Source organism: Streptomyces sp. NPDC050534 (genome assembly GCF_044457745.1).
Lineage (GTDB): Bacteria > Actinomycetota > Actinomycetes > Streptomycetales > Streptomycetaceae > Streptomyces.
On record NZ_JBITHF010000012.1, the window covers coordinates 246993 to 272358 of the forward strand.

At 71.2% G+C, this 25366-nt stretch carries 27 protein-coding genes; 13 read left to right on the forward strand and 14 right to left on the reverse strand.

Going from position 1 to position 25366, the window contains the following annotated elements:
* Positions 1–43 precede the first annotated feature (43 nt).
* The gene (locus ACIBN2_RS35165) at positions 44–850 is read left to right on the forward strand and encodes a DUF6597 domain-containing transcriptional factor (protein ID WP_399140593.1); all 807 of its coding nucleotides are present in this window, start codon (positions 44–46) and stop codon (positions 848–850) included.
* Positions 851–910: 60 nt separating this feature from the next.
* Complete coding sequence (locus tag ACIBN2_RS35170; protein ID WP_399140594.1) at positions 911–2323, forward strand: MFS transporter; 1413 nt, start codon at positions 911–913, stop codon at positions 2321–2323.
* 92 nt (positions 2324–2415) lie between these two features.
* On the opposite strand, the gene ACIBN2_RS35175 is transcribed toward ACIBN2_RS35170, so the two are convergent.
* Positions 2416–3306 carry an NADP-dependent oxidoreductase gene (locus tag ACIBN2_RS35175; RefSeq protein ID WP_399140596.1) on the reverse strand — a complete coding sequence of 297 codons (891 nt, stop codon included), beginning with the start codon at positions 3304–3306 and terminating at the stop codon, positions 2416–2418.
* Between the two features lie 124 nt (positions 3307–3430).
* On the opposite strand from ACIBN2_RS35175, the gene ACIBN2_RS35180 reads away from it, so the two are divergent.
* Positions 3431–3850 carry a winged helix-turn-helix transcriptional regulator gene (locus ACIBN2_RS35180; protein ID WP_399140598.1) on the forward strand — a complete coding sequence of 140 codons (420 nt, stop codon included), beginning with the start codon at positions 3431–3433 and terminating at the stop codon, positions 3848–3850.
* Here ACIBN2_RS35180 and ACIBN2_RS35185 read toward each other — a convergent pair.
* Both ACIBN2_RS35185 and ACIBN2_RS35190 read right to left on the reverse strand, forming a co-directional pair.
* The gene (locus ACIBN2_RS35185; protein ID WP_399140600.1) at positions 3847–4320 is read right to left on the reverse strand and encodes a MarR family winged helix-turn-helix transcriptional regulator; all 474 of its coding nucleotides are present in this window, start codon (positions 4318–4320) and stop codon (positions 3847–3849) included. The two genes, ACIBN2_RS35180 and ACIBN2_RS35185, sit on opposite strands and share 4 nt — an antisense overlap.
* Before the next feature lie 120 nt (positions 4321–4440).
* Positions 4441–4914 carry a hypothetical protein gene (locus ACIBN2_RS35190; RefSeq protein WP_399140601.1) on the reverse strand — a complete coding sequence of 158 codons (474 nt, stop codon included), beginning with the start codon at positions 4912–4914 and terminating at the stop codon, positions 4441–4443.
* 132 nt (positions 4915–5046) lie between these two features.
* Between ACIBN2_RS35190 and ACIBN2_RS35195 the strand changes: the two genes are divergently transcribed.
* From ACIBN2_RS35195 to ACIBN2_RS35205, 3 genes are read left to right on the forward strand one after another with little or no spacing between them, the layout of a single operon-like run.
* Positions 5047–5385, forward strand: a complete 339-nt coding sequence (locus ACIBN2_RS35195) for a YnfA family protein (protein WP_399140603.1) — start codon at positions 5047–5049, stop codon at positions 5383–5385.
* A 53-nt stretch (positions 5386–5438) separates the two neighbouring features.
* Positions 5439–6212 carry an SDR family NAD(P)-dependent oxidoreductase gene (locus ACIBN2_RS35200; protein ID WP_399140605.1) on the forward strand — a complete coding sequence of 258 codons (774 nt, stop codon included), beginning with the start codon at positions 5439–5441 and terminating at the stop codon, positions 6210–6212.
* Positions 6209–6352: a hypothetical protein gene (locus ACIBN2_RS35205; protein ID WP_399140606.1), complete on the forward strand. Its 144-nt coding sequence runs from the start codon at positions 6209–6211 to the stop codon at positions 6350–6352. The genes ACIBN2_RS35200 and ACIBN2_RS35205 overlap by 4 nt, the downstream gene beginning before the upstream one ends.
* A gap of 11 nt (positions 6353–6363) precedes the next feature.
* On the opposite strand, the gene ACIBN2_RS35210 is transcribed toward ACIBN2_RS35205, so the two are convergent.
* Complete coding sequence (locus tag ACIBN2_RS35210) at positions 6364–7557, reverse strand: RtcB family protein (RefSeq protein WP_399140608.1); 1194 nt, start codon at positions 7555–7557, stop codon at positions 6364–6366.
* A gap of 204 nt (positions 7558–7761) precedes the next feature.
* Between ACIBN2_RS35210 and ACIBN2_RS35215 the strand changes: the two genes are divergently transcribed.
* The 3 genes from ACIBN2_RS35215 to ACIBN2_RS35225 all read left to right on the forward strand — a co-directional run bounded on the left by ACIBN2_RS35215 (position 7762) and on the right by ACIBN2_RS35225 (position 11052).
* Positions 7762–8589, forward strand: a complete 828-nt coding sequence (locus ACIBN2_RS35215) for a DUF3558 domain-containing protein (protein ID WP_399140609.1) — start codon at positions 7762–7764, stop codon at positions 8587–8589.
* A 135-nt stretch (positions 8590–8724) separates the two neighbouring features.
* A complete protein-coding gene (locus tag ACIBN2_RS35220) occupies positions 8725–9642 on the forward strand; it encodes a DUF3558 domain-containing protein (protein WP_399140611.1) in 918 nt (305 codons plus the stop codon).
* Between the two features lie 183 nt (positions 9643–9825).
* Entirely contained in the window at positions 9826–11052 is a 1227-nt protein-coding gene (locus tag ACIBN2_RS35225; RefSeq protein WP_399140673.1) for a DUF2637 domain-containing protein, read from the forward strand.
* Positions 11053–11076: 24 nt separating this feature from the next.
* Here the strand turns inward: ACIBN2_RS35225 and lysS are convergent, their stop codons facing one another.
* A complete protein-coding gene (lysS, locus tag ACIBN2_RS35230) occupies positions 11077–12816 on the reverse strand; it encodes a lysine--tRNA ligase (protein ID WP_399140613.1) in 1740 nt (579 codons plus the stop codon).
* 128 nt (positions 12817–12944) lie between these two features.
* On the opposite strand from lysS, the gene argS reads away from it, so the two are divergent.
* Entirely contained in the window at positions 12945–14714 is a 1770-nt protein-coding gene (gene argS / locus ACIBN2_RS35235) for an arginine--tRNA ligase (protein WP_399140615.1), read from the forward strand.
* Between the two features lie 67 nt (positions 14715–14781).
* On the opposite strand, the gene ACIBN2_RS35240 is transcribed toward argS, so the two are convergent.
* On the reverse strand, positions 14782–15201 hold the full coding sequence (locus tag ACIBN2_RS35240; protein WP_399140617.1) for a peptidoglycan-binding protein: 420 nt from the start codon (positions 15199–15201) through the stop codon (positions 14782–14784).
* Between the two features lie 32 nt (positions 15202–15233).
* Between ACIBN2_RS35240 and ACIBN2_RS35245 the strand changes: the two genes are divergently transcribed.
* On the forward strand, positions 15234–15383 hold the full coding sequence (locus ACIBN2_RS35245; protein WP_399140619.1) for a hypothetical protein: 150 nt from the start codon (positions 15234–15236) through the stop codon (positions 15381–15383).
* Between the two features lie 190 nt (positions 15384–15573).
* Positions 15574–16335, forward strand: a complete 762-nt coding sequence (locus ACIBN2_RS35250) for a DUF4253 domain-containing protein (RefSeq protein WP_399140620.1) — start codon at positions 15574–15576, stop codon at positions 16333–16335.
* A 283-nt stretch (positions 16336–16618) separates the two neighbouring features.
* Here the strand turns inward: ACIBN2_RS35250 and ACIBN2_RS35255 are convergent, their stop codons facing one another.
* A complete protein-coding gene (locus ACIBN2_RS35255) occupies positions 16619–17521 on the reverse strand; it encodes an SAM-dependent methyltransferase (RefSeq protein WP_399140621.1) in 903 nt (300 codons plus the stop codon).
* A gap of 267 nt (positions 17522–17788) precedes the next feature.
* Here ACIBN2_RS35255 and ACIBN2_RS35260 point away from each other — a divergent pair, with 267 nt between their 5' ends.
* Positions 17789–17971, forward strand: a complete 183-nt coding sequence (locus ACIBN2_RS35260) for a hypothetical protein (protein WP_399140623.1) — start codon at positions 17789–17791, stop codon at positions 17969–17971.
* Positions 17972–17988: 17 nt separating this feature from the next.
* Here the strand turns inward: ACIBN2_RS35260 and hemB are convergent, their stop codons facing one another.
* The 7 genes from hemB to ACIBN2_RS35295 form a co-directional block, all read right to left on the reverse strand.
* A complete protein-coding gene (gene hemB / locus ACIBN2_RS35265; RefSeq protein WP_399140624.1) occupies positions 17989–18981 on the reverse strand; it encodes a porphobilinogen synthase in 993 nt (330 codons plus the stop codon).
* An 86-nt stretch (positions 18982–19067) separates the two neighbouring features.
* Positions 19068–19475 carry a hypothetical protein gene (locus ACIBN2_RS35270; RefSeq protein WP_399140626.1) on the reverse strand — a complete coding sequence of 136 codons (408 nt, stop codon included), beginning with the start codon at positions 19473–19475 and terminating at the stop codon, positions 19068–19070.
* Positions 19476–19575: 100 nt separating this feature from the next.
* Positions 19576–21282: a uroporphyrinogen-III synthase gene (locus ACIBN2_RS35275; RefSeq protein ID WP_399140628.1), complete on the reverse strand. Its 1707-nt coding sequence runs from the start codon at positions 21280–21282 to the stop codon at positions 19576–19578.
* Complete coding sequence (gene hemC / locus ACIBN2_RS35280) at positions 21279–22238, reverse strand: hydroxymethylbilane synthase (RefSeq protein WP_399140630.1); 960 nt, start codon at positions 22236–22238, stop codon at positions 21279–21281. The genes ACIBN2_RS35275 and hemC overlap by 4 nt, the downstream gene beginning before the upstream one ends.
* Positions 22235–23941 carry a glutamyl-tRNA reductase gene (locus ACIBN2_RS35285; RefSeq protein ID WP_399140632.1) on the reverse strand — a complete coding sequence of 569 codons (1707 nt, stop codon included), beginning with the start codon at positions 23939–23941 and terminating at the stop codon, positions 22235–22237. The genes hemC and ACIBN2_RS35285 overlap by 4 nt, the downstream gene beginning before the upstream one ends.
* Positions 23938–24705 (reverse strand): redox-sensing transcriptional repressor Rex, encoded by a 768-nt coding sequence (locus ACIBN2_RS35290; RefSeq protein WP_399140633.1) that lies wholly within the window; start codon positions 24703–24705, stop codon positions 23938–23940. The genes ACIBN2_RS35285 and ACIBN2_RS35290 overlap by 4 nt, the downstream gene beginning before the upstream one ends.
* 280 nt (positions 24706–24985) lie before the next feature.
* Positions 24986–25264 carry a glutaredoxin family protein gene (locus ACIBN2_RS35295; protein WP_399140635.1) on the reverse strand — a complete coding sequence of 93 codons (279 nt, stop codon included), beginning with the start codon at positions 25262–25264 and terminating at the stop codon, positions 24986–24988.
* Positions 25265–25366: the final 102 nt, after the last annotated feature.

Sequence of the window (25366 nt, forward strand, 5' to 3'; positions counted from 1 at the left end):
GCGTATTCCGCGGACTGTCAGTGCCTCGTCCTAGGCTCAGTGCATGGCCGACCCACGCCGTGACACCCGAGGCATCGTCCGCGCCGCGGACTTCCTCGCGCGCGTGGACTTCCGCCGCCCCGATCCCGCCGAGCCGCTGCGCCGCCATGTCGAGCACTACTGGCTGATCGACTGGGACCTCACCGAGCCGTACGTCTCCCACGTGGTGCCGCATCCCGCCGTCCACATCGTCTTCCAGCGGTTCGAGGGCCAGGAGGCCTTCGTCGAGGTCGCGGGCGTCCAGCAGGGCCTGTTCACGCAGAAGCTGGAGGGCCGCGGCCGGGTGTGCGGCATCAAGTTCCGGCCCGGCGCCTTCCGGCCCTTCGCGCCGGAGCGGGCGGTGAGCGAGTGGACGGGGCGGCGGATCCGCTCCCCCGAGGCCTTCCCGACGGCCGACCCGGCCGCCGTCCTCGCCCCGGACGACGAGGCCGCCCGGATCGCCGCCCTGGACACCTTCCTCCTCGCCCTCGACCCCCGCCCCGACCCGCAGGCCGAGCTCGCCATGACCCTGGCCGACCGCATCCGCACCGACCGCACGATCCGCCGCGTAGCCGACTTCGCCCGGTCCGAGGGGATGTCCGTACGGCTGCTCCAGCGCCTGTTCGCCGGGTACGTGGGGGTCGGCCCCAAGTGGGTCATCCTCCGTCACCGCATCCACGAGGCCCTGGAGCGCGCGGAGTCCGAGCAGGAGGTGGACTGGGCCGCCCTCGCGGCCGACCTCGGCTATGCCGACCAGGCGCATCTCGTACGGGACTTCACGGCGACGGTGGGGGTGCCGCCGACGGCGTACGCGGCGCAGGGCGTGGGCTGAACCCTCGTCGAGCACGTTAAGCAGTTGACCGCGGAGGGCTCACTGCGGATATTTATCTGCGTGACGCAGATTCTTCGTAACGCAATAGATACACCACCACTCCCCGCCCGCGCCCGCTGGGCCGTCCTCGCCGTCGTCCTCGCCGCCGACGTCATCGACCTCCTCGACGCCACGATCACCAACGTCGCCGCACCCACGATCACCCGCGACCTGGGCGGCGGCGCGAGCCTCGTGCAGTGGCTCGGCGCCTCCTACGCCCTCGCGCTCGGCGTGCTGCTGGTGCCCGGCGGGCGGCTCGGCGACAAGTACGGGCGCCGGCGGCTGTTCCTGACCGGGCTCGCCGGGTTCGTCGCGGCCTCGCTCGCGTGCGGGCTGGCCCCGGCGCCCGCTTTCCTGGTCGCCGCCCGGCTGGTCCAGGGCGCCTTCGGGGCCCTGCTCGTCCCGCAGGGCTTCGGCATCCTCGGCGCGACCTGGCCGAGGGAGGAGATCGGCAAGGCGTTCAGCCTCTTCGGGCCGGTGATGGGGCTGTCCGCCGTCGGCGGCCCGATCCTCGCCGGGTTCCTGGTCGACGCCGATCTCGCGGGCCTCGGCTGGCGCCCCATGTTCCTGATCAACCTGCTCCTCGGCGGCACCGCCCTGCTCGCCGCCGCCCGGCTGCTCCCGCGCGATGCGGGCGACCCGTCCGTCTCCGTCGACGGGCCGGGCTCCGCCCTCCTCGGCGGCGCCATGCTCGGTCTGCTCGGCGGCCTCATCGACGGATCGGCCGGCTGGACGGCCCGGCCGCTCGCCCTGCTCGTGCTGGGCCTCGCCCTGTTCGCCGCGTTCTGCCACCGCCAGCGCACCGCCGCCGAGCCCCTGATCCGCCCCACCCTGCTGCGCAACCGCGGCTTCACCTCGGGCCTGATCCTCGGCGTCCTCGCCTTCGCCGCGGTCGCCGGCCTCCTCTACGTCGTCTCGCTCCACTTCCAGCGGGGCCTGGGCCGCTCCCCCGCGGGCACGGCGCTCGGTCTGATCCCGCTGTCCGCGGGCATCGTCGTCGCGTCCATCGCCTGCTACCGGCTGATCCACGCCCACGGCCGCCGGCTGGTCGTCGCCGGGCTGCTGCTGATCCTCACCGGCTGCGGCGGCCTGGCCCTGCTCTCCGACCGCGACGGCCCGCTGCTGCTCCCGCCGCTGCTCCTGGTCGGCCTCGGCATGGGCGCCTGCTTCGGCACCGTCTACGACGTCACCATCGGCGACATCGCCCCCGAGGAGGCCGGGAGCGCGAGCGGGGCGCTGAACGCGGTGCAGCAGCTGGCCAATTCGGTCGGCGCCGCCGCGGTGACGACCGTGTACTTCAAGACGGCCGACGGCGGCGAGAGCCACGCCCTGCTGGCGAGTCTCGCCGCCGTCGCGGTGACCGTGCTCGTTTGCCTGCCTCTTGTAGTGCTGCTGCCGCGTCGTGCGCCGTCGCACTCCGTGGAGGCGGGATAGGCCGGGGGGCGGCCGCGGGTCCGATGTGGCTGGTCGCGCACTTCCCCGCGCCCCTTGGGAAGCACCCCCTGCAGGGGCTTCGACCGGACTGGTCAGGGGATCAGGACCAGGCGGCCTCGTACCCCGCCCTCCTCCAGGCGGGTGTGGGCCTTCGAGGCGTCGTCCAGGGGGTAGGTGTCGGCCACCCGCAGGGTGAGGACGCCCTCGTCGACCAGGGACGCCAGCTTCGCGAGACGGGCTCCGTCGGCGGTGACGGCGACCGCGGTGGTCCGTATGCCGCGGACCGGGTCCGGGTGGCCGCCGGGGCGGACGCCCACGTAGGCGCCGCCGTCGCGTACCCACTCCAGGGCCCCCTCGCCGAGGTTCGCGGCGTCCAGCACGCCGTCGAAGGCGCCCGCCTCGGCGGTCCCGGACGCGAAGTGGGCGGCCCCCAGGGACCGTACGAGCTCCTCGTCGCCCTCCCTGGCGAGCGCGGACACCGACAGGCCCCGGGCGACGGCGAGTTGGATCGCGAAGCCGCCCACCGCACCCGCCGCGCCCGTCACCAGCAGTGACTGCCCTTCCGTCAACTCCAGCAGGCCCAGGGCCTGTTCGGCGGTCAGGGCATTCAGCGGCAGCGTCGCCGCGTGCACGGCGTCGACCGTGGCCGGCGCCTTCGCCACCGCGTCCGCGTCGACGACGACGTACTCGGCGTGCGTGCCCAGCGGCCGCACCATCCCGGGATCCAGGGCCACCACCTCGTCGCCGGCGCTCCAGGCCGTCGCCACACCCGTGGCGTCCACGGTCCCGGCGACGTCCCAGCCGAACCCGATCTGCTTGCCCGCGCCCCCGAAGAACCCACCGCGCACACCCGCGTCCACCGGATTCAGCGTGGCCGCCGCGACCTTGATCCGCACCTGCCGCGCACCCGGCTCGGGCACCTCGGTCTCGACGATCTCCACGGCCTCGGGCCCGCCGAAGGTCTTCACCACTGCAGCACGCATGGCTGTTTCTCCTGTGATCGAGATGATTCGTAACGTTTCCTCTGTGCTGCAACAACCCTAGGAAGAGTTACTATCCAGGAGGAAGTAGTTACCTGAAGGTGCCTACCTCACCCGGAGGAGACCCATGGCGACCATGACCGCCGCCCAGAAGCGCGAGCAGGCCCGCGTCGAGTACGACGCCTTCCTGCGCGCCTGCCCGACCAACCAGCTGCTCGACCGCCTCAGCGACAAGTGGGTCAGCCTGGTCGTCGCGGCGCTCGCCGCCGGGCCCATGCGCTACAGCGACCTCGGCCGCAAGGTCGCCGGAGTGAGCCCCAAGATGCTGACGCAGACGCTGCGTTCACTGGAGCGCGACGGCATCCTCACCCGCACGGTCACCCCGTCCGTACCGGTCCGCGTGGACTACGAACTCACCGAACTCGGCAGCAGCCTCGCCCAGTTGATGATCGCGGTGAAGACCTGGGCCGAGACCAACTTCGACGAGGTGCACACGGCACGCGAGCGCTACGACGCCGGCCAGGAGAACGCGCGGGCCACGTCCTAGACCTCGCCCGCCCGCAAACGCGCGACCTGCGCCGCGCTGAACTCCACGGTCCGTCCCATGTGCCCGATCACCACGGCCAGTTCGGCGTCGTCCAGCTCGTCGAAGAGCGCGGACCATCCGCCGCTCAGCCGGTCCCACATCCGCCCGAACTCCGCGATCCGCTCCGGCACGGTCGCCACCAGCACCCGCCGCCGGTCCGCCGCGTCCCGCTGCCTTACGACGTAGCCCGCCTTCTCCAGCCGGTCCACCAGCCGTGTCGCCGACCCGGTCGTCAGCCCCGTCATCCCGGCGATCCGGCCGGTCGTCACCGGCCCGCCCTCCAGCGTCAGCAGATTCAGGCACTGCAGATCGGTGGGATGCAGCCCCAGATGGTCGGCGACGGCCTGGTTGAACAGGGCGTACGAGGCCATGTAGCGGCGCGAGACCACGGACAGCTCATCGAGCAGCCGCTCACGCGCGTCCCCGGCCATGCCTCGCTCCTCCTCGTCCCCGCCGTACAGAGATCGTACGGCCCACACGGTCGCGGTACGGCTGTCCGGAATCCCCGGAAGCAGTACTCGTCAAAGCAGTTCTCGCAGAAGCAGTACTCGTCAGAAGTAGTACTCGTCGCCGGTGTCGAGCACGAGCACCCGCTGCCGGTCGTTGACCCGGTTGCGGTCGAACGCGCCCCCGCTCCACACCGTGTCCGTCTGCAGCACCACCTCCGACGGCGCGCCCCGCAGCCGCACCCGCAGCCCGATCGGCCGGCCCACGTCGTCCGCGGCCAGCGCCCCCACCCGGCACAGCACCACCCGCGCGCCCGACCGCGCACACCCCTCCGGCAGCGCCTGCCCGTCCACCAGCGGCGCGGACCAGGTCAGCCGCACCGTCGCGTCCGGCACGGCCGACGGCCCGTGATTGCGCGGGACGAGCCGCAGGTCCACGCGGCCGCCGGTCATGGAGACGACGCCGTGATAGGCCAGATCGGCCTCGGGACCACCGCCGGCCACGGCGGGCGCCGCCCCCGCACCCATCGCCGCCAGCGCGACACCGCACCCCGCCAGGGTCCGCATCCTCTGCCGCATACCGCCTCCTCACTCCACAGGGCCGCCGGGACGCCTCGGACGTGTCCCACGTGACCGGATGTATCCCACGCGAAGCGCGGTGCGAGGCGCCTGCCATCAGGTGACAGCACCCGTGCGTGCGAAGCTGCCGTCATGCTCATCGCCCGCTCCGCAGCCCTGTTCGCCGTCGCCGCGGTCTTCGAGATCGGCGGCGCCTGGCTGATCTGGCAGGGCGTGCGAGAACACCGCGGCTGGCTGTGGATGGCCGGGGGCGTGCTGGCCCTCGGCGCCTACGGCTTCGTCGCCACCTTCCAGCCCGACGCCCACTTCGGCCGCATCCTCGCCGCGTACGGCGGGATCTTCGTGGCCGGCTCGATCCTGTGGGGCGTGGTGGCGGACGGCTACCGCCCGGACCGCTGGGACATCACCGGCGCGCTGGTGTGCCTGGCCGGGATGGCCGTGATCATGTGGGCCCCGCGTAACAGCGGCTGAGCCTCACTTACGCTGAACGGAGCCGACCGCACACCCCAGACCAGGAGCACCGCATGGCAACCGCACCGTCCGCCGCCTCCCGCATCGCGATCGTCACCGGTGCGAGCAGCGGCATCGGCGCCGCCACGGCCCGGCAGCTCGCCGCGGCCGGCTACCGCGTCGTCCTCACCGCCCGCCGCAAGGACCGCATCGAGGCCGTCGCGGAGGAGATCAACGCGGCGGGCCACTCGGCCGCGGCGTACCAGCTCGACGTCACGGACCGCGCGGCGGTGGACGAGTTCGCGAGCGCCTTCAAGACGGTCGGGGTCCTGGTCAACAACGCGGGCGGCGCGCTCGGCGCCGACCCGGTGGCGACCGGCGACCCGGCCGACTGGCGCGCGATGTACGAGACGAACGTGATCGGCACCCTGAACCTCACCCAGGCGCTCCTGCCCAAGCTCGTGGCGAGCGGCGACGGCACGGTGGTCGTCGTCTCCTCCACCGCCGGGCTCGGCACGTACGAGGGCGGCGGTGGCTACGTCGCCGCCAAGCACGGCGAGCACGTCCTCGCCGAGACCCTCCGCCTGGAGATCGTCGGCCAGCCGGTCCGCGTCATCGAGATCGCCCCGGGCATGGTCAAGACGGACGAGTTCGCCCTCACCCGCTTCGGCGGCGACCAGGACAAGGCCTCGAAGGTCTACGAGGGCGTGCCCGACCCCCTGACGGCCGACGACGTGGCGGAGACGATCACCTGGACGGTCACCCGCCCCAGCCACGTCAACGTCGACCTCCTGGTCCTCCGCCCCCGCGCCCAGGCGTCCAACACCAAGGTCCACCGGGCCCCGTGACCCCCGACAACACGGAACACCGACGCCTCGCCCTGGAGAAGAAGCGCGAACGGTACGTCTGGTACTACCTCGCGTACTTCCTCTTCGGCATCCACATCGTCGCGTTCGTGATGATCTACGCGGTGCTGCACGCCAAGTAGCCCGCGTCAGGTCAGCCCTTCACGCACACGACCTGCTTCAGCTTCGCCACGACCTCGACCAGGTCCCGCTGCTGGTCGATGACCTGCTCGATCGGCTTGTACGCGCTCGGGATCTCGTCGACGACGCCGGAGTCCTTGCGGCACTCCACGCCCTGCGTCTGCTCCTCCAGGTCCTTCGTCGAGAAGCGCCGCTTCGCCGCGTTGCGGCTCATGCGCCGACCCGCGCCGTGGGACGCCGAGTTGAAGGCCTTCTCGTTGCCGAGACCCTTCACGATGTACGAACCCGTGCCCATGGAGCCCGGGATGATCCCGTACTCGCCGGAGCCGGCCCGGATCGCGCCCTTGCGGGTCACGAGCAGGTCCATGCCCTCGTAGCGCTCCTCCGCCACGTAGTTGTGGTGCGCGCTGATCTCCGGCTCGAAGGTCGGCTTCGCCTTCTTGAACTCCCTGCGGATCACGTCCTTCAGGAGCGCCATCATCAGCGTGCGGTTGTACTTCGCGTACTCCTGCGCCCAGAACAGGTCGTTGCGGTACGCCGCCATCTGCGGGGTGTCTGCGACGAACACCGCGAGGTCGCGGTCGACCAGACCCTGGTTGTGCGGGAGCTTCTGGGCCACGCCGATGTGGTGCTCGGCCAGTTCCTTGCCGATGTTCCGCGAACCGGAGTGCAGCATGAGCCAGACGGCACCGGTCGTGTCCGTGCAGATCTCCACGAAGTGATTTCCGGACCCAAGTGTCCCCATCTGCTTCGCGGCCCGCTCCGCCCGGAACTTCACCGCCTCCGCGACCCCGTCGAACCGCCCCCAGAAGTCGTCCCACCCGGCCGTCGCCAGCGCGTGGAAGCGGCCCGGGGCGACCGGGTCGTCATGCATCCCCCGCCCCACCGGAATCGCCTGCTCGACCTTCGACCGCAACCGGGACAGATCGCCCGGCAGATCGTTCGCCGTCAGGGACGTCTTCACCGCCGACATGCCGCAGCCGATGTCGACGCCCACCGCCGCGGGGCACACCGCGCCCTGCATGGCGATGACGGAGCCGACCGTGGCGCCCTTGCCGTAGTGGACGTCCGGCATGACGGCGAGGCCCTTGATCCAGGGGAGGGTCGCGACGTTGCGGAGCTGCTGGAGCGCCGACTCCTCGACCGTCGCCGGATCGGTCCACAGACGGATCGGAACCTTCGCGCCCGGCATTTCCACGTACGACATTTCGTCCTCATTCCCCCGGAAAACAACAGAAGTAAGAAATCGCAAAACCGGTGCCAAGGTCGATGAAACAGGTCAACGGACCGGCGTCCACGGCAGTGCGTGCGATACACATTGTCTCCAGGGGACGCCCCCGCCCAGCAAGCGAATAACCAGCGGGGACACTGGAGCCGCGGCCCCAGCCCCACCGTCGAGAGGAGCCAGCCCGTGCAGCGGAAGGCCTACGTATCCGGCGTCGCCGCGCTCCTCGTGGCGTTGCTGGCCGGCTGCACCGGCGGCTCGAGCGGCGGCGGTTCGACCGACGACTCCAACCCCGACGACACCGGCACCGCGACCGCCGCGGCCCAGCCGGGCAAGTACCGCACGCTGCCCGAGCCGTGCAGCGCCCCCGGCCACAGCACCCTCGACTCGCTGCTGCCCGGCATCAAGGAGATCACCGACGAGCAGCAGCGCGAGAAGGCGTACGAGGGCGAGGCCACGCTCACGTACGACACCGACCGCAAGGTGGGCTGCCGTTGGAAGGTGCAGTCGTCGGACGCGACCGACCATCTCCTCGTCGACTTCGAGCGGGTCGTCTCCTACGACAACTCCGTGAGCGACGACGCCCAGGCGCAGGAGCTGTTCGCGCAGAAGCAGACGGCGGCCGACCTGCCCGAGCCCGAGGCGTCCAGCAGCGCCGGCAGCGCCTCCGGTGCGGATCCCTCTCCCAGCGCCACCGGGGCCGACAGCTCCCCCTCCGCGTCCGCCTCCGACCCGGCCTCCGCGTCCGCCTCCTCCTCCGTCGCGCCGTCCGATCTCCAGCCCCGTGTCCTCGCCGACCTCGGCGACGAGGCGTACCTGGACGACGCCCTCAGCGGCTCCGGGTCGACGGCCCAGCAGCGCACGGTGATTGTGGCGTTCCGCACGTCCAACGTCATTGTGACCATCCAGTACGAGGAGCAGCCGGCCGTCGTGGGCACGGCGCCGGACAGCAAGGAAATGCAGGACAGGGCCCGGAATCTGGCGGCTCAGCTGGCCGACACCCTGGGCGGCTGACGCCCTTTCGGCCGTCCCGGACGCCCGACTGCAATGCCTGTGAAGCAGAAGCACACAGTTTCCTCACCGCGTACCGTGGCCCCTCGGACCCGAACCGCCGACCGCAGGAACCACAGCGTCATGAGTGAAGGAACCATGCAGCGAGCAGCAGAGCGAGACCAGCGGAACCAGCGAGAGCGCCGGCCGAGGCGCACGGGGCGTGTCGCCGTCTGCGCACTCGCACTGCCCGTGATGGCGTTCGCGGCCGCCTGCTCGTCGGACTCCGGCTCCGGCGACGGGGGGAGCAAGAACGCGGGCAGTGACACGTCCTCGTCCGCGTCGGGCGCGAGCGCGTCGCCGACGGTGCAGGCGGCGGCGTACCGGAAGTTGCCGGGCTCGTGCGCGGTGCTGTCGAAGAAGACGCTGACCTCCCTGGTGCCGAAGGGTACGAAGTCCGGCAAGGAGGGCAAGTCGGACGACACCGGGACGCGGGCGAGCTGCTCCTGGAGCAGCCTGGACAACAACGGCGTGAAGGGCTCGCAGTTCCGCTGGCTCAACGTCTCGCTGCTGCGCTTCGATTCGGACGCCCAGCGCGGCGAGGGCAACCAGCTGGCGCACGCGTACTACGAGAAGCAGGTCAAGGACGCCCAGGGCGTCGCGGGCGCGAAGAACGCCAAGACGCAGCCGGTCGCCGGGACGGGCGACGAGGCGACGCTGGTGCACTACGACCTGAAGAAGAAGGAAGGCGCCTTCAAGCAGCAGACGATCGTGACGCGCGTCGAGAACGTCGTCGTCACGCTCGACTACAACGGCGCCGGCCTGGCCGGTGAGAAGACCCCGGACGCCGCCTCCCTGACGAAGGACGCGGAGCAGGCGGCCAAGGAGGTCGTCGCCTCCGTCGCGTCGGCGAACGGCGCCGGCGGCTCGGGCAGCGGCTCGGGCGCAGGCTCCGGTTCGGGGTCGGCGAAGCCCTCGCCCTCCAAGTCCGCCTCGAAGTCGGCGTCCCCGTCCCCGTCGAAGGCCGCGAAGTCCTCTTCGCCCGCCCCGTCCTCTTCAGCGTCCAAGAAGAGCTGACCGTCACATCTGGACGCCAACTCGCAGCTCAACACCGCTTTTTGACGGAGCCCGGCCCCCTGTGGGGACCGGGCTCCCGTCGTCCCGGCACCGCGTTCGCCGGACACTTGTGCCACTCTGTTGCGCGCAACAGCACGCAAGGGGAGGGAAGTACGGGTGGCCGCACCAATGCAGCTGACTCGGATGCACCGGATTCTCATCGGCGTGGTCGTGACCGGCGCCGTGATCATCGCCGGCATCGGTTTCGCCGGTTCGTATGCGGCGGTCCGCGAGTTGGCCCTCAAGAAGGGCTTCGGGAACTTCTCCTACGTCTTCCCGATCGGCATCGACGCGGGCATCTGCGTCCTGCTGGCCCTCGATCTCCTGCTCACCTGGATCCGTATCCCGTTCCCGCTGCTGCGGCAGACGGCGTGGCTGCTGACGGCGGCGACGATCGCCTTCAACGGCGCCGCCGCCTGGCCGGACCCGCTGGGCGTGGGCATGCACGCGGTGATCCCGATCCTCTTCGTGGTCTCCGTCGAGGCGGCCCGGCACGCGATCGGCCGCATCGCCGACATCACGGCCGACAAGCACATGGAGGGCGTCCGCCTCACCCGCTGGCTGCTCTCGCCCGTCCCGACCTTCCTGCTGTGGCGGCGCATGAAGCTGTGGGAGCTGCGCTCCTACGAGCAGGTGATCAAGCTGGAGCAGGAGCGGCTGGTGTACCAGGCCCGGCTGCGCTCCCGCTTCGGCCGCGCCTGGCGCCGCAAGGCGCCGGTGGAGTCCCTGATGCCCCTGCGCCTGGCCCGCTACGGCGTCCCGCTCGCGGAGACGGCTCCCTCGGGCCTGGCCGCCGCGGGGATAGAGCCGGCGGTCCTGCCGGCGGCGCCCCGGATCACGGCCCCCGCGGAGCACCGCGCCGCCGTGGCCCCGCCCGCCCCGCAGCAGCAGACGCAGCAGGCGGGCCCGCCGGAGGAGAGCCCGTGGCTGCACGCCCGGCATCCGCAGCAGATCCAGTACCACGGCGACTACGACCCGATGTTCGAGCCGGAGCAGTACCCGGAGCAGTACTTCGAGCCCGAGCAGTACCCGGAGCAGTACTCCGAGCAGTACTCGGAGCAGTTCCCGGTGGAGGAAGAGCCTCGGTACGAGGAGATGTCCGGGGAGGAGACGGGCAGCTTTCCCATTCCGGTGAGCCCGGGCCGCACCCGTGAACTGGGCGAGGGCGGTGGCCCTCCGGAACCGGACGAGGAGTCCTACTACCAGGTCTTCAAGCAGTCGATCAACGGCAGCTACCCGACCCCGCGGGAGTTCAGTGACAACGCCGAGGCCACGTTCGGCGCCGCCGTCCCGGACGCCGAGGCCAAGCGCATGGTGCTGCGCTTCCAGAACCGCCACACGGCGGAACTGGAAGACGATCACATCGCGTAGAGCCCGGTCCTACCTGGCCGGGTCCTACTCGCCGAGCAGGCGCCGCACCCGCTCCTGCCCCACGGCCAGCAGCAGCGTGGGCAGGCGCGGTCCCGTGTCCCGCCCGACCAGCAGGTGGTACAGCAGCGCGAAGAAGGTCCGCTGGGCGGTCTTGATCTCCGGCGGCAGTTCCTTGGGCGTGGCGTCCGCGGGGAAACCGGCCTGGACCTTGGGCACGCCGTAGACGTGGTGGGTCAGCCCGTCGAGCGACCAGTGCTCGGCGAGCCCGTCGAGCAGCAGCCGCAGGGACTGCCGGGACGGCTCGTCGAGGGACTTCAGCAGCTCGGCGTCCGGCTCGTCGCGCACGATGGTCCGCTGGTCGGCGGGCACCTGCGTGTTGATCCAGGCCTCGGCCCTGTCGTAGCGCGGCCGCACCTCGTCGAGCGTGCCGAGCGGGTTGGCGGGGTCCAGCTCGCCGAGGATGCGCAGCGCCTGGTCCTCGTGCCCGGCGGTGATGTCCGCGACCGAGGCCAGCGTCCGGTACGGCAGCGGGCGCGGGGTCTTCGGCAGCTCACCGGCGGCCGTGCCGACCGCACGCGCGTGCGCGGCGATGTCCGCCGGGAGCGCGGAGCCGTCGGCGACCTTGGCGTCGAGCTTGTCCCACTCGTCGTAGAGGCGCTGGATCTCCTGGTCGAAGGCGATCTTGAAGGACTGGTTGGGGCGGCGGCGGGCGTAGAGCCAGCGCAGCAGCTGGGGCTCCATGATCTTCAGCGCGTCGGCGGGCGTGGGCACACCGCCGCGCGAGGACGACATCTTCGCCATGCCGGAGATGCCGACGAAGGCGTACATCGGCCCGATCGGCTGCTTGCCGCCGAAGATCCCGACGATCTGCCCGCCCACCTGGAAGGAGGACCCCGGGGAGGAGTGGTCGACGCCGCTGGGCTCGAAGACGACGCCCTCGTACGCCCACCGCATCGGCCAGTCGACCTTCCAGACCAGCTTGCCGCGGTTGAACTCGTTGAGCCGGACGGTCTCGGAGAAGCCGCAGGCCGTGCAGGCGTACGTCAGCTCGGTCGTCGCGTCGTCGTAGGAGGTGACCGTCGTCAGGTCCTTCTCGCAGTTGCCGCAGTACGGCTTGTACGGGAAGTACCCGGCCGAGCCGGAGCCGTCGTCCTCGGCGGCCGCGCCGGAGCCCTCCGCGGCCTCCATCTCGGCCTCGTCGACGGGCTTCTGCTGCTGCTTCTTGGCGGGGGCCTTCTTCGTCCGGTACTGCGCGAGGACGGCGTCGATGTCCTGCCGGTGCTTCATGGCGTGCAGGATCTGCTCACGGTAGACGCCCGAGGTGTACTGCGCGGTCTGGCTGATCCCGTCGAACTCCACGCCGAGTTCGGCCAGCGAGGCGACCATCGCGGCCTTGAAGTGCTCGGCCCAGTTCGGGTACGGCGAGCCCTTGGGCGCCGGGACCGAGGTCAGCGGCTTGCCGATGTGCTCCGCCCACGTCTCGTCGACCCCGGCGACACCGGCCGGCACCTTGCGGTAGCGGTCGTAGTCGTCCCAGGAGATGAGGTGGCGCACCTGGCGCCCGCGGCGCCGCACCTCGTCGGCGACGAGGTGCGGGGTCATGACCTCGCGCAGGTTGCCCAGGTGGATCGGTCCCGACGGGGAGAGACCGGACGCGACGACGACCGGTTTGCCCGGGGCCCGGCGCTCCGACTCCTCGATGACCTCATCCGCGAAACGGGAGACCCAGTCGGCTGTCTCGGTGCTCTGAGCCACGATCGGCACGTCCTTCTTTCTGAACGGGGTGACGCTCCATTCTCACAGACGGGCATGCGACGGAGAAAACCGCTTTACCCCCCGTGGGATACTTGCTGGGTCTATCCATCCCCACGAGGAGAACGGCACCCATACCTATGGCCTCGGTCACGTCCCTCAGCGACTCCGTCCAGCAGCAGCTCGCGTCCGCCCTCTCGGCCACCCTGCCGGAGGCCGCCGGTGCGGACCCGCTGCTGCGACGAAGCGACCGGGCCGACTTCCAGGCGAACGGCATCCTCGCCCTCGCCAAGAAGGCCAAGGCCAACCCGCGGGAGCTGGCGACGCAGGTCGTCGGCAACCTCGTCACCGGTGACGTGATCAAGGACGTCGAGGTCTCCGGCCCCGGCTTCCTGAACGTCACGCTCTCGGACCGGGCGATCACGGAGAACCTCGCGGCGCGGTACGCCGACGACACCGGCCGCCTCGGTGTGCCCCTGCGGGAGAACGCCGGCGTCACGGTCGTCGACTACGCCCAGCCGAACGTGGCGAAGGAGATGCACGTCGGCCATCTGCGCTCGGCGGTCATCGGCGACGCCCTGCGCGGCATGCTCGACTTCACCGGCGAGAAGACGATCGGCCGGCACCACATCGGCGACTGGGGCACCCAGTTCGGCATGCTCATCCAGTACCTGTTCGAGAACCCCGGCGAGCTGGCCCCGGCGGACGACGTCGACGGCGAGCAGGCGATGAGCAACCTCAACCGGGTCTACAAGGCGTCGCGTGCGGTCTTCGACACGGACGAGGAGTTCAAGGAGCGGGCCCGCAAGCGGGTCGTCGCCCTGCAGTCCGGCGACAAGGAGACGCTCGAGCTGTGGCAGCAGTTCGTGGACGAGTCGAAGGTCTACTTCAACTCGGTCTTCGAGAAGCTCGACATGCGCATCCGCGACGAGGAGATCGTCGGCGAGTCCGCGTACAACGACATGATGGCCGAGACCGCGCGGCTGCTGGAGGAGAAGGGCGTCGCCGTCCGCTCCGAGGGCGCGCTGGTCGTCTTCTTCGACGAGATCCGCGGCAAGGACGACCAGCCGGTGCCGCTGATCGTGCAGAAGGCGGACGGCGGCTTCGGCTACGCGGCGTCCGACCTGTCGGCGATCCGCAACCGTGTCTTCGAACTGCACGCGACGACGCTGCTCTACGTCGTGGACGTGCGCCAGTCCCTGCACTTCAAGATGGTCTTCGAGACGGCCCGGCGGGCCGGTTGGCTGAGCGACGGCGTCACCGCGCACAACATGGGCTACGGCACGGTGCTGGGCGCGGACGGCAAGCCGTTCAAGACGCGTGAGGGCGAGACGGTCCGGCTGGAGGACCTGCTGGACGAGGCGGTCGAGCGCGCCACGGCGGTCGTGCGGGAGAAGGCCGAGAAGGTGGGCCTGACCGAGGAGGAGATCGTCGAGAACGGCCGGTACGTCGGCATCGGCGCCGTGAAGTACGCGGACCTGTCGACCTCGCCGAACCGTGACTACAAGTTCGACCTGGACCAGATGGTGTCGCTGAACGGCGACACGAGCGTGTACCTGCAGTACGCGTACGCCCGTATCCGGTCCATCTTCGGCAAGGCCGGCGACCGCGCCCCGATCGCCCACCCGGAGCTCGAACTCGCCCCGGCGGAGCGGGCGCTGGCCCTGCACCTGGACGCGTTCGGCGAGACGGTCTTCGAGTCGGCGGCGGAGTACGCACCGCACAGGGTGGCCGCGTACCTCTACCAACTGGCGTCCCTGTACACGACGTTCTACGACCAGTGCCCGGTGGTGAAGCCCGCTCCCGCCCAGGACGTCGCGGAGAACCGCCTCTTCCTCTGCGACGTGACGGCGCGGACGCTGCACCAGGGCATGGCCCTGCTGGGCATCCGGACGCCCGAGCGGCTCTGAGCGCCCGATCGCACGCGCGCGGCCCGTCCTCCCCCGATGCGGGGAGGGCGGGCCGCGGCCGTCGGCGTCAGCTGCAGGGGTAGAAGACGCTCATGTCGTTGGCGAACCGCTTGAACGCGGCCTGGGTGTTGGGGCCGGGGTCGCCGTCGATCTTGTCGGTGTAGTTCCAGCCGAAGGCCAGCATGCGCTGGAGCGCCTTGACCGTGTTGGGGCCGGGGTCGCCGTCGATGGAGTCGGTGTAGTTCCAGTACGCCTTCAGGTGGCGCTGCATCGCCTTCCAGCTGTTGGTGCCCAGCTGTCCGTCGATGGAGCCGGTGTAGCTCGCCGGGGCCCCTCGCATGAAGCACTGCACGTTCTTCGCCTGCTGGCTGCTCAGGCCGAAGTTGTGCGTGGCGAGGATGGAGACGGATCCGGTCTGCGCGGTCTGTGCGGGCGCCGCGATGCTGGTGCCGGCCGTCGCCAGACCGCCGGCGGCGAGCCCGATCACGGCGGCGGCGCCGACCAGAGTCGGGCGGACGTGTGCGCGCCGCCGAGGTCGAGAACGGCGTGGACACGGACTCGTTCGTCTACACCCCGATGACGGTGACGCCTGCCGGGACCGTGCTGCGGATCTGCTTCGACCCGGCGAAGGGCGCCGGCGAGGAGTGCTTCAGCTCCGTCGCGCGGTGACGGCCGGCGCAGGTGTGCGATGCTGCGGACGCAGTTGCGCACGACCGAGGACTCCAGAAGCCCGCTGGAGCGTCTGCCAGGAGAGCGATGAGCACCATACTTCAGGGGTTCGGGCCGAGCCACGACAGCAGCAGTGAAGGCGTTCGGTGCACCGTGGTTGCCGTCTCCTCCCACGCGACCACGCGCTGACATGGCCGCGCTTCCCAACCCGCTGCCGCGGCTCGCGGAGCTCGGGCTGCAGCTCCCTCCCGGCACCCTGATCGACACGCACCTGTGGCTGGCGGACGGCCGGGCCGCCCCCGGCGGATGGGCCGCCCTCCAGCAGACGGCACCCCGTGCCGGCCTCCTCCCCCTCCTCGTCGACGTCGGCTCAGGTCCCGGCGGGCCGGAGCTGTGGGAGTTGACGCCCGAAGAGATGTCGTACCCGGGGGATCACGACGCGGAGGAGGTGCTGGAGGAGTTCTGGGACGCGTACCGGGACGAGGAATGGCCCGGCCTCGCAGAGGCACCGCACACCCCGGACGCGCAGCATGCCGCGGAGCCCGAGGTCGTCGCCGCCGGCATCGCGGACTCCTTGGTCGACGGCGTCGACGGCGGCGGCCCGCTCGAGGAGCCCCGCCTCGCCCTCGTCCCGGCCCGTCGCAGTGCCGACATCCCCACCGCCATCGGCTGGATGGGCCCGGCGAACCACGAGAACGACACCGCACGCCTGTCCGCGGTCCTCCGCTCCTGGGAGGACCGCTTCGGCATCCGGGTGGTGGCGCTCGGCTTCGACACCCTGCTGGTGTCGGTCGCCGCGCCGCCCACCACCCTCGCCGAGGCGGAGGCGCTGGCCGCGGAGCACTACGCGTTCTGTCCCGACACCATCGACCAGGGCAGCGATCCGGCGTTCACCGCCCATGCCGGGCGTCAGCTCCTCAACAGACCTGCCTGGCGCTTCTGGTGGGACTGACGGACCGCGCGGCCGTCGGCTCGGAGCGCGATCCCGTCCGGTGCCTCGGTCCCGAACTCCTCCTGCGGCAACCGCCGTAGGTCCGCCTCCCGCGCCAAGTCCCTTTCAGAGGATGCCGAGCACCCCGTGCAGAAGGGCGACGACAGCGGCGAGCAGACCGGGGACGAGCGTGGCGAGCATGAGAGACCTCCGTGAGCGGAATGTGTGTTTTCTACCGCTCTCGATAACGCTCCATGATCGTCCGCGTTACGGTCCTGCCCGCGGCCTCCCCCGACCGCTCCGTTCAGGCCTTGTTGCCGACCCCCGCATACACGTTGATGTCGGCGTCCGTGACGTCGTTGATGTCGGCGTACCGCACCTTCTCGATGTCGTCGAGCCCCGCCAGGTACGACTCCTCGGGCTGGTCCGGGACGGGTGCGGCGTGGTCCGCGCGCCAGTGGTGGACGGGCACGACGCCCGGCTCCACCACCTCCAGGGAGCTCTCCGTGAAGAAGCGCTCGACCTCCGCCCGGGTGCGCAGCACGAAGGTGAAACCCCGCTCGGTGTACGTCCGCTGGACCGCGCGGATGTTCTCGGCGTTGAGGTCCTCGGTGAGGTGGCTGAGCACCAGCCGGCTGCCGGCCGGCAGCGCGTCGACGAGCTCGCGCACGATCGGGTACGCCTCCTCGTCCTCGACGAAGTGCAGGATCGCCACCAGGCAGAGCACGATCGGCTGGTCGAAGTCGAGTGTCTTCGCGGCCTGTTCGAGGATCTGCGCCGGGCTCTTGAAGTCGGCGTCGACGTAGTCCGTGCGTCCCTCGGGACCACTGGTGAGCAGCGCCTGCGCGTGGGCCAGCACGACGGGGTCGTTGTCGACGTACACCACCCGCGCGTCGGGGATGGTCCGCTGGGCGATCTGGTGGACGTTCTCCGCGGTGGGCAGGCCGGTGCCGACGTCGAGGAACTGACGAATGCCGTCCTCCTGGACCAGCGCGGTCACCGCCCGGCGCAGGAAGTCGCGGTTGTGCCGTACGTCGAGGTAGCCGCGCGGGTTGGCGGCGAGGGCGGCGGCGGCCGCCGCACGGTCGACCGGGTAGTTGTCCTTGCCGCCGAGGAAGACGTCGTAGACGCGGGCCGGGTGCGCCTTGGTGGTGTCGATCCTCCTTCTCAGCTCGGCGGGATCCTGGCTGAGGGCGTCACCGGACATGGGCGTCTCCCTGGAGAGTCGGCGGGTCATTCAACAGGCAACGAGCAGTCGCCAACAACCTAACTCCCGGCGGAACTTGATGGTGCCCGTACTGTGATCCCGCCGCGGAGCGTCCCGTACCGGCGTCCCGCGGCAGGACGTCCCCGCAGGTCAGCGGTGCTCCGGGGACCTCGGCGTCCCGAATCCCCAAAGGAGAGTGGCGGGTCGGGCGGATCACCGAGCAGGCTGGTGTCCCGACCCCGAGTTCACCATCGAGAGGGCCGAGCCATGTCCGCACCCCCCACCCGCACCAGGGCCCGCCTGCTCCTCGCCGCGACGGCCGCACTCGCCGCGCTCGTGCTGACGGCGTGCAGGGACGGCCAGGGTCTGCGCGACGAGGGACCGTCGTCCTTGACCACACCGGCCGCGCGGTCTGCCCCCGCCGCGGCGCCCTCGCCCGCTGCCCCCTGAGACAGCCCGCGCCGCGCTCAGCGCAGCTTCTGCGCGACCTCGACGGCCCAGTACGTGAGGATGTTCTGCGCGCCGGCCCGCCTGATGCCGGTCAGCGTCTCCAGGATCGCCCGGTCCCGGTCGATCCAGCCCTTCTCGGCGGCGGCCTCGATCATCGAGTACTCGCCGGAGATCTGGTAGGCCGCGACCGGCACGTCCACGGCGTCGGCGACCCGCGCCAGGATGTCGAGGTAGGGCCCGGCCGGCTTGACCATCACCATGTCGGCGCCCTCCTCCAGGTCGAGCGCCAGCTCCCGCAGGGACTCGCGCGCGTTCGCCGGGTCCTGCTGGTAGGTCTTGCGGTCGCCCTGCAGCGACGAGGCGACGGCCTCGCGGAAGGGACCGTAGAAGGCGGAGGCGTACTTCGCGGTGTAGGCGAGGATCGCGACGTCCTCGCGCCCGATCTGGTCGAGCGCGTCACGGACGACGCCGATCTGGCCGTCCATCATCCCGCTGGGGCCCACCACATGGGCGCCCGCGTCCGCCTGCACCTGGGCCATCTCGGCGTACCGCTCCAGGGTGGCGTCGTTGTCGACCCGCCCCTCGGCGTCGAGCACACCGCAGTGCCCGTGGTCGACGGTCTCGTCGAGACACAGGTCGGACATCACCAGCAGGTCGTCGCCGACCTCGGCCCGCACATCGCGGATCGCGACCTGCAGGATGCCGTCCGGATCGGTACCCGGTGTCCCGACGGCGTCCTTCTTCGCGTCCTCGGGCACCCCGAACAGCATGATCCCGGAGATCCCCGCCGCCACCGCCTCCGCGGCCGCCTTCTTCAGGCTGTCGCGCGTGTGCTGCACGACCCCGGGCATCGCCGAGATCGGCACGGGCTCGCTGATGCCCTCACGGATGAAGGCAGGCAGGATGAAGTCGGCGGGGTGCAGTCGCGTCTCGGCGACCATCCGCCGCATGACGGGCGAGGTCCGCAGTCGCCGGGGACGCGTACCGGGAAAGGATCCGTACTTCGTCATACCGTCTACGCTACGCCCGCCCCAGGGGCACCTTTGCCGACGCGTCGTCGGCGCCCGGGCCGTCGGCGACCGGGGCACCGCGCCCATCAGCGCAGGCGTGCGCCGGCGTCGCCGAGCCAGGTGTGCCAGGCGCGCATCCGCGCCGCGGCACCGCCGTTCAGGAGCAGATCGACCGCGCCACCGTCGGTCACGGCGGGCGGCGGCCGGACGGCGCTCACGGCCGCCTGCTGTCCGGCGCTGGGCGCGGGCGACAGGTCAGCGCCCCGTCCGACCAGGGCGTAGCGCTTCCCGCCGACCGTGACCAGCAGAGTGCCGAGCCGGGTCAGCCGGCCGTCGACCTGCCGGGGATCGCCCTGGAAGACGACCTTCCCGTCCCGGTCCTGAGCGCGCAGCTCACCCGGCAGCAGGCTCAGGACCACGGGCACGCAGCGCGCCCCGTTCCACAGACTGCGCCGCCAGTAGACGATCCCCGCGTATCCGGCGTGCTCACTCATGCGCCCGATCATGGCATGCACACAACGCGCCAGGCAGTGCGCGGACACGGCGACGGGACGCACCCGCACGGTGCGTCCCGTCGCCTCACTGCTTCCCCGCTCAGGTCGTGGAGCGGCGCCTCCGGGCGCCCGGACGGCGCTCGCTCGGGCGGGTCACCGGATCGCCGGACTCCAGGGCGGCTGCGCGGCGCTTCAGGCCGAAGTCGGCCAGGGCCTCCGCCAGCTTGTGCACCGACGGCTCCGGGGCCATGACGTCGACCCGCAGCCCGTGCTCCTCGGCGGTCTTCGCCGTTGCGGGGCCGATGCACGCGATGACGGTCACGTTGTGCGGCTTCCCGGCGATACCCACCAGGTTCCGCACGGTGGACGACGACGTGAACAGCACCGCGTCGAACCCGCCGCCCTTGATCGCCTCCCGCGTCTCCGCCGGCGGCGGCGACGCCCGCACGGTCCGGTACGCCGTGACGTCGTCGACCTCCCAGCCCAGCTCGATGAGCCCGGCGACCAGGGTCTCGGTGGCGATGTCGGCACGCGGCAGGAAGACCCGGTCGATCGGGTCGAAAACGGGGTCGTACGGCGGCCAGTCCTCCAGCAGACCCGCGGCCGACTGCTCCCCGCTCGGCACCAGGTCCGGCTTCACGCCGAACGCGACGAGCGCCTTCGCGGTCTGCTCGCCGACCGCAGCAACCTTTATGCCGGCGAAGGCACGGGCGTCGAGCCCGTACTCCTCGAACTTCTCCCGCACCGCCTTGACCGCGTTGACCGAGGTGAAGGCGATCCACTCGTACCGCCCGGTGACGAGCCCCTTCACGGCCCGCTCCATCTGCTGGGGGGTCCGCGGCGGCTCGACGGCGATGGTCGGCACCTCGTGCGGCACGGCCCCGTACGACCGCAGTTGGTCGGAGAGCGACGCCGCCTGCTCCTTCGTCCGCGGCACGAGCACCTTCCAGCCGAACAGCGGCTTGGACTCGAACCACGACAACTGGTCGCGCTGGGCGGCGGAGGAACGCTCACCGACCACGGCTATCACCGGCCGGCCGCCCTCCGGCGAGGGCAGCACCTTGGCCTGCTTCAGGGTCTGCGCGATGGTGCCGAGCGTCGCCGTCCAGGTCCGCTGGCGCGTGGTGGTGCCCGCGACCGTCACCGTCATCGGCGTATCGGGCTTGCGGCCCGCCGACACCAGCTCCCCGGCCGCCGCACCGACGGAGTCGAGCGTCGTCGACACGACCACGGTCCCGTCGGAGACCCCCACCTCCGTCCAGCACCGGTCGGAGGCGGTACGGGCGTCCACGAACCGGACGTCCGCGCCTTCGGCGTCCCGCAGCGGAACACCGGCGTACGCGGGCACGCCGACCGCGGACGCGACACCGGGGACGACCTCGAAGGGCACACCGGCGGCGGCGCAGGCGAGCATCTCCTCGGCGGCGTAAGCGTCCAGGCCAGGGTCCCCGGACACCGCTCGGACGACCCGCCTGCCGCCCCGCGCGGCCTCCATGACAAGATGTGCCGCATCCCGTACCGCGGGGACCCCAGCGGTTGTTGACGAGCCGTCAACAACCGCCAGCTGAGGTGCGCCCGTGCCCGGGTGGGAGTCCGAGGAAGGACTCCCGTCCGTGTGCACCTCGGCGGCGCCTTGCCTGGCGTGCTTGCGCACCACGTCGAGCACGTCGTGCTCGGCGACGAGAACGTCCGCGTTCGCCAGCGCCTCGACGGCGCGCAGAGTCAGCAGTCCCGGATCCCCGGGTCCGGCACCCAGGAAGGTGACGTGCCCGTGTTCGAGGCCGGTGGGAAGGGTGGTGGGGCTCAATGTGCTCGCTCCCCCATCAGACCGGCCGCGCCCTGGGCAAGCATCTCGGCCGCGAGTTCACGTCCGAGCGCCATTGCTTGGTCGTACGTCTCGGGCACGGGACCGGTGGTGGACAGCTGCACCGTGCGCGAGCCGTCGGTCGTGCCGACTATCCCGCGCAGGCGCATTTCCTTGACGACCTGCCCGTCGCCCACAAGGTCGGCCAGCGCGCCCACAGGGGCGCTGCAACCGGCCTCAAGGGCGGCGAGCAGTGACCTCTCGGCGGTCACGGCGGCCCGGGTGAGCGGGTCGTCGAGCTCTCCGAGCGCGGCGATCAGGTCCGCACGGTCCGCGGCACACTCGATCGCCAGTGCCCCCTGGCCGGGGGCGGGCAGAACCGTGTCGACCGACAGGAAGTCGGTCACCTCGTCGCTCCGGCCGATCCGGTTGAGGCCGGCGGCGGCCAGGACGACCGCGTCCAGCTCGCCTTCCCGCACGTACCGGATCCGGGTGTCGACGTTGCCCCGTATCGGGACCGTGCGTATGTCCAGCCCGTGGCTGCGCGCGTACGAGTTCAGCTGCGCCATGCGGCGCGGCGAGCCCGTACCGATGCGCGCGCCGCGCGGCAGGTCGGTGAACTTCAGCGCGTCCCGGGCGACGATCACGTCGCGCGGGTCCTCACGCAGCGGGACGGCGGCCAGCGCCAGGCCCTCGGGCTGCGCGGTGGGCAGGTCCTTGAGCGAATGAACCGCGAAGTCGACCTCGCCCCGCAGCAGCGCGTCACGCAGCGCCGTGACGAACACGCCTGTGCCGCCGATCTGCGCGAGATGCTCGCGGGAGGTGTCGCCGTAGGTCGTGATCTCGACGAGCTCGACGGGCCGTCCTGTCACCCGGCTCACGGCGTCCGCCACTTGCCGGGACTGGGACATGGCGAGTTTGCTCCGCCTCGTTCCCAGTCTCAATGCCTTGCTGTTCATGCCGGCCCTCGGTTCTTGCTGTTCTCTGAGTCGTCGTCGGCGCGGGAGACCGCGGCCACCGCCTCCTGGTCGAGGTCGAAAAGGGTCCGCAGGGCATCCGCGTACCCCGCTCCACCCGGTTCGGCCGCGAGCTGCTTGACCCGCACGGTCGGCGCGTGGAGCAGCTTGTCCACGACGCGCTTGACGGTCTGTGTGATCTCGCTGCGGTGCTTGTCGTCGAGCGCGGGCAGCCGCCCCTCGAGGCGCGCGATCTCGGTCGCGACGACATCGGCGGCCATCGTGCGCAGCGCGACCACGGTCGGCGTGATGTGCGCGGCCCTGAGCGCGGCCCCGAAGGCCGCGACCTCGTCGGAGACGATCCGGCGGACCTGGTCGACGTCGGCGGCCATCGGCGCGTCGGCGGAGGCCTCGGCCAGCGACTCGATGTCGACGAGCCGGACGCCGGCCAGCCGGTGCACGGCCGCGTCGATGTCGCGCGGCATCGCGAGGTCGAGCAGGAAGAGCACGGGCGCGGGCCGCGGGGCCTCGGCGGCCGGCTCGGGCCTGCGGCGCTCGGGGATCCGGCCGACGGTCGCGGCGGTGGCGGCGAGCGCGGTGATCAGCTCGGCGTCGGCCTCGAGCGCGCGGCGGGCTGCCTCTCGGCGGTCGACGGTGCCGTTGTCCACCCAGGCCGCGTGCTGCTCCAGCGTCGCGGCGTCCATCCCGGCGACGGCGGCCTCCCCCATCACGGAGAAGCCGGACTGCGCGGCGGACAGGTCGAGCGGGCAGTTCTCGTCGTTGCCCACGGAGGTGGGCGGCAGCGGACGTACGCCGGTGCCCGCGTCCGGGCCGGCGCTCTCCGAGACGGCGGCAGAGGCGCCGACACGGCCCTCGACCGCTGCCGCGACCGCGTCGGCCGGCAGGACCAGGCTCGTCGCACCGGTACAGGACACGACCACGTCGGCACGTGTCAGCTCGAACGGCACCGATTCCATCGGTACCGCGCGGGCGGTCACGTCCGTTCCGTCGGCCTCGATCAGTAGCTGCGCCAGGCGCTCGGCCCGCTCCGCGGTGCGGTTGGCGACGACGAGCTCGGCGACACCGGCCCGCGCGAGCGTGGCGGCGGCCAGGGAGGACATCGAACCGGCGCCCACGACCAGCGCCTTCTTGCCGCGGGCCCAGTCCTCGACGTCGCCCCCGGCGGCCAGCTGCTCCAGGCCGAAGGTGACCAGGGACTGCCCGGCGCGGTCGATGCCGGTCTCGGAGTGGGCGCGCTTGCCGACCCGCAGCGCCTGCTGGAACAGGTCGTTCAGCAGCCTGCCCGCGGTGTGCAGGTCCTGCGCCTTCGCCAGCGAGTCCTTGATCTGCCCGAGGATCTGCCCCTCGCCCACGACCATCGAGTCGAGGCCGCAGGCCACCGAGAACAGATGGTGGACGGCGCGGTCCTCGTAGTGGACGTAGAGATAGGGCGTGAGCTCCTCGAGGCCGACCCCGCTGTGCTGGGCGAGCAGCGTGGACAGCTCGGCGACACCGGCGTGGAACTTGTCCACGTCGGCGTAGAGCTCGATGCGGTTGCAGGTGGCGAGGACCGCGGCCTCGGCGGCGGGCTCCGCGGCCACCGTGTCCTGCAGCAGCTTGATCTGGGCGTCCGGGTTCAGCGCGGCCCGCTCCAGCACACTGACCGGGGCGCTGCGGTGACTCAGCCCGACGACGAGGAGACTCATGCCGGCATCACGGCGGGTACGTCCCCGTCCGGGCCCTTGTCGGCGGAGTTCTTGCGCGCGGCGGCGACCGGTCCCGTGCCATCGGCCAGGGCGGCGGCCTCCTCCCCGGCCTTGCGCTGCTCGTGGAAGGCGAGGATCTGCAGCTCGATGGAGAGGTCGACCTTGCGTACGTCGACCCCTTCGGGGACGGACAGCACGGTCGGCGCGAAGTTCAGGATGGAGGTGACCCCGGCGGCCACGAGCCGGTCGCAGACCTGCTGGGCGGCGCCGGCGGGGGTGGCGATGACGCCGATGCTCACCCCGTTGTCGTCGATGATCTTTTCCAGGTCGTCCGTGTGCTGTACCGGGATGCCCGCGACGGGCTTGCCGGCCATCGCCGGGTCGGCGTCTATCAGGGCGGCGACACGGAACCCACGGGAGGCGAACCCGCCGTAGTTGGCGAGGGCGGCGCCGAGGTTGCCGATACCGACGATCACAACCGGCCAGTCCTGGGTGAGCCCGAGCTCGCGGGAGATCTGGTAGACGAGATACTCGACGTCGTAGCCCACACCACGGGTGCCGTAGGAGCCCAGGTAGGAGAAGTCCTTGCGCAGCTTCGCGGAGTTGACCCCCGCCGCGGCCGCGAGCTCCTCGGACGAGACCGTGGGGACCGAGCGCTCCGACAACGCGGTCAGAGCGCGGAGGTACAGCGGAAGCCTGGCGACGGTGGCCTCGGGAATCCCTCGGCTGCGGGTCGCCGGTCGGTGAGTTCGGCCAGTTGCCACGGTGCTCCTGCGGGTAGAGCGGGGCTGTGGGCGGTCACATGTACCCAGACCGCCCCGTCGACAGCAGGCTATGTCTTTGTGAACGCGTGCACAAAGATGGTGTCCGATTTGCCCGGCCAACGTGACCGGGGTCACGCGCCCCCGGCGCACTGATGCGGAACCGGCGCACGCGCACCACCGTTCCTTTTCTTCTGGGGGCAAAACCGCACACTCTCCTCAACGATCCCCGCCCCCGAGACCAGACACCATCGATCCTAAGCGACATGCCGGCCGGTTTGGACTACTCGGTCAGTGCCTTGCGCAGCCGCTGCTCGTCCACGCGCCAGAAGGTGTGCTGCCTGCCGTCGACGAGGACCACGGGGATCTGCTCCCAGTACTGCTCATGGAGCTGCTGGTCCCGTGAGATGTCCTTGCTCTCCCACGGCACGCCCACCTCACCGCACACCCTCTCCACCACGGACTGTGCGTCATCACACAGATGACACCCGGGCTTGCGGATGAGGGTGACGGTGCGGCCCTGCGGAGCCTTGCGACGGAAGAGGGAACTCATGTCAGCCATTCTCGCCCGACGCCCCCTCACCCGGACACCCGCGAAAACGCCAAGGAACGTACGGATGAGATGAGTTCTTTAACGACACGGTCGCGGAGAGTTCACAGGCTT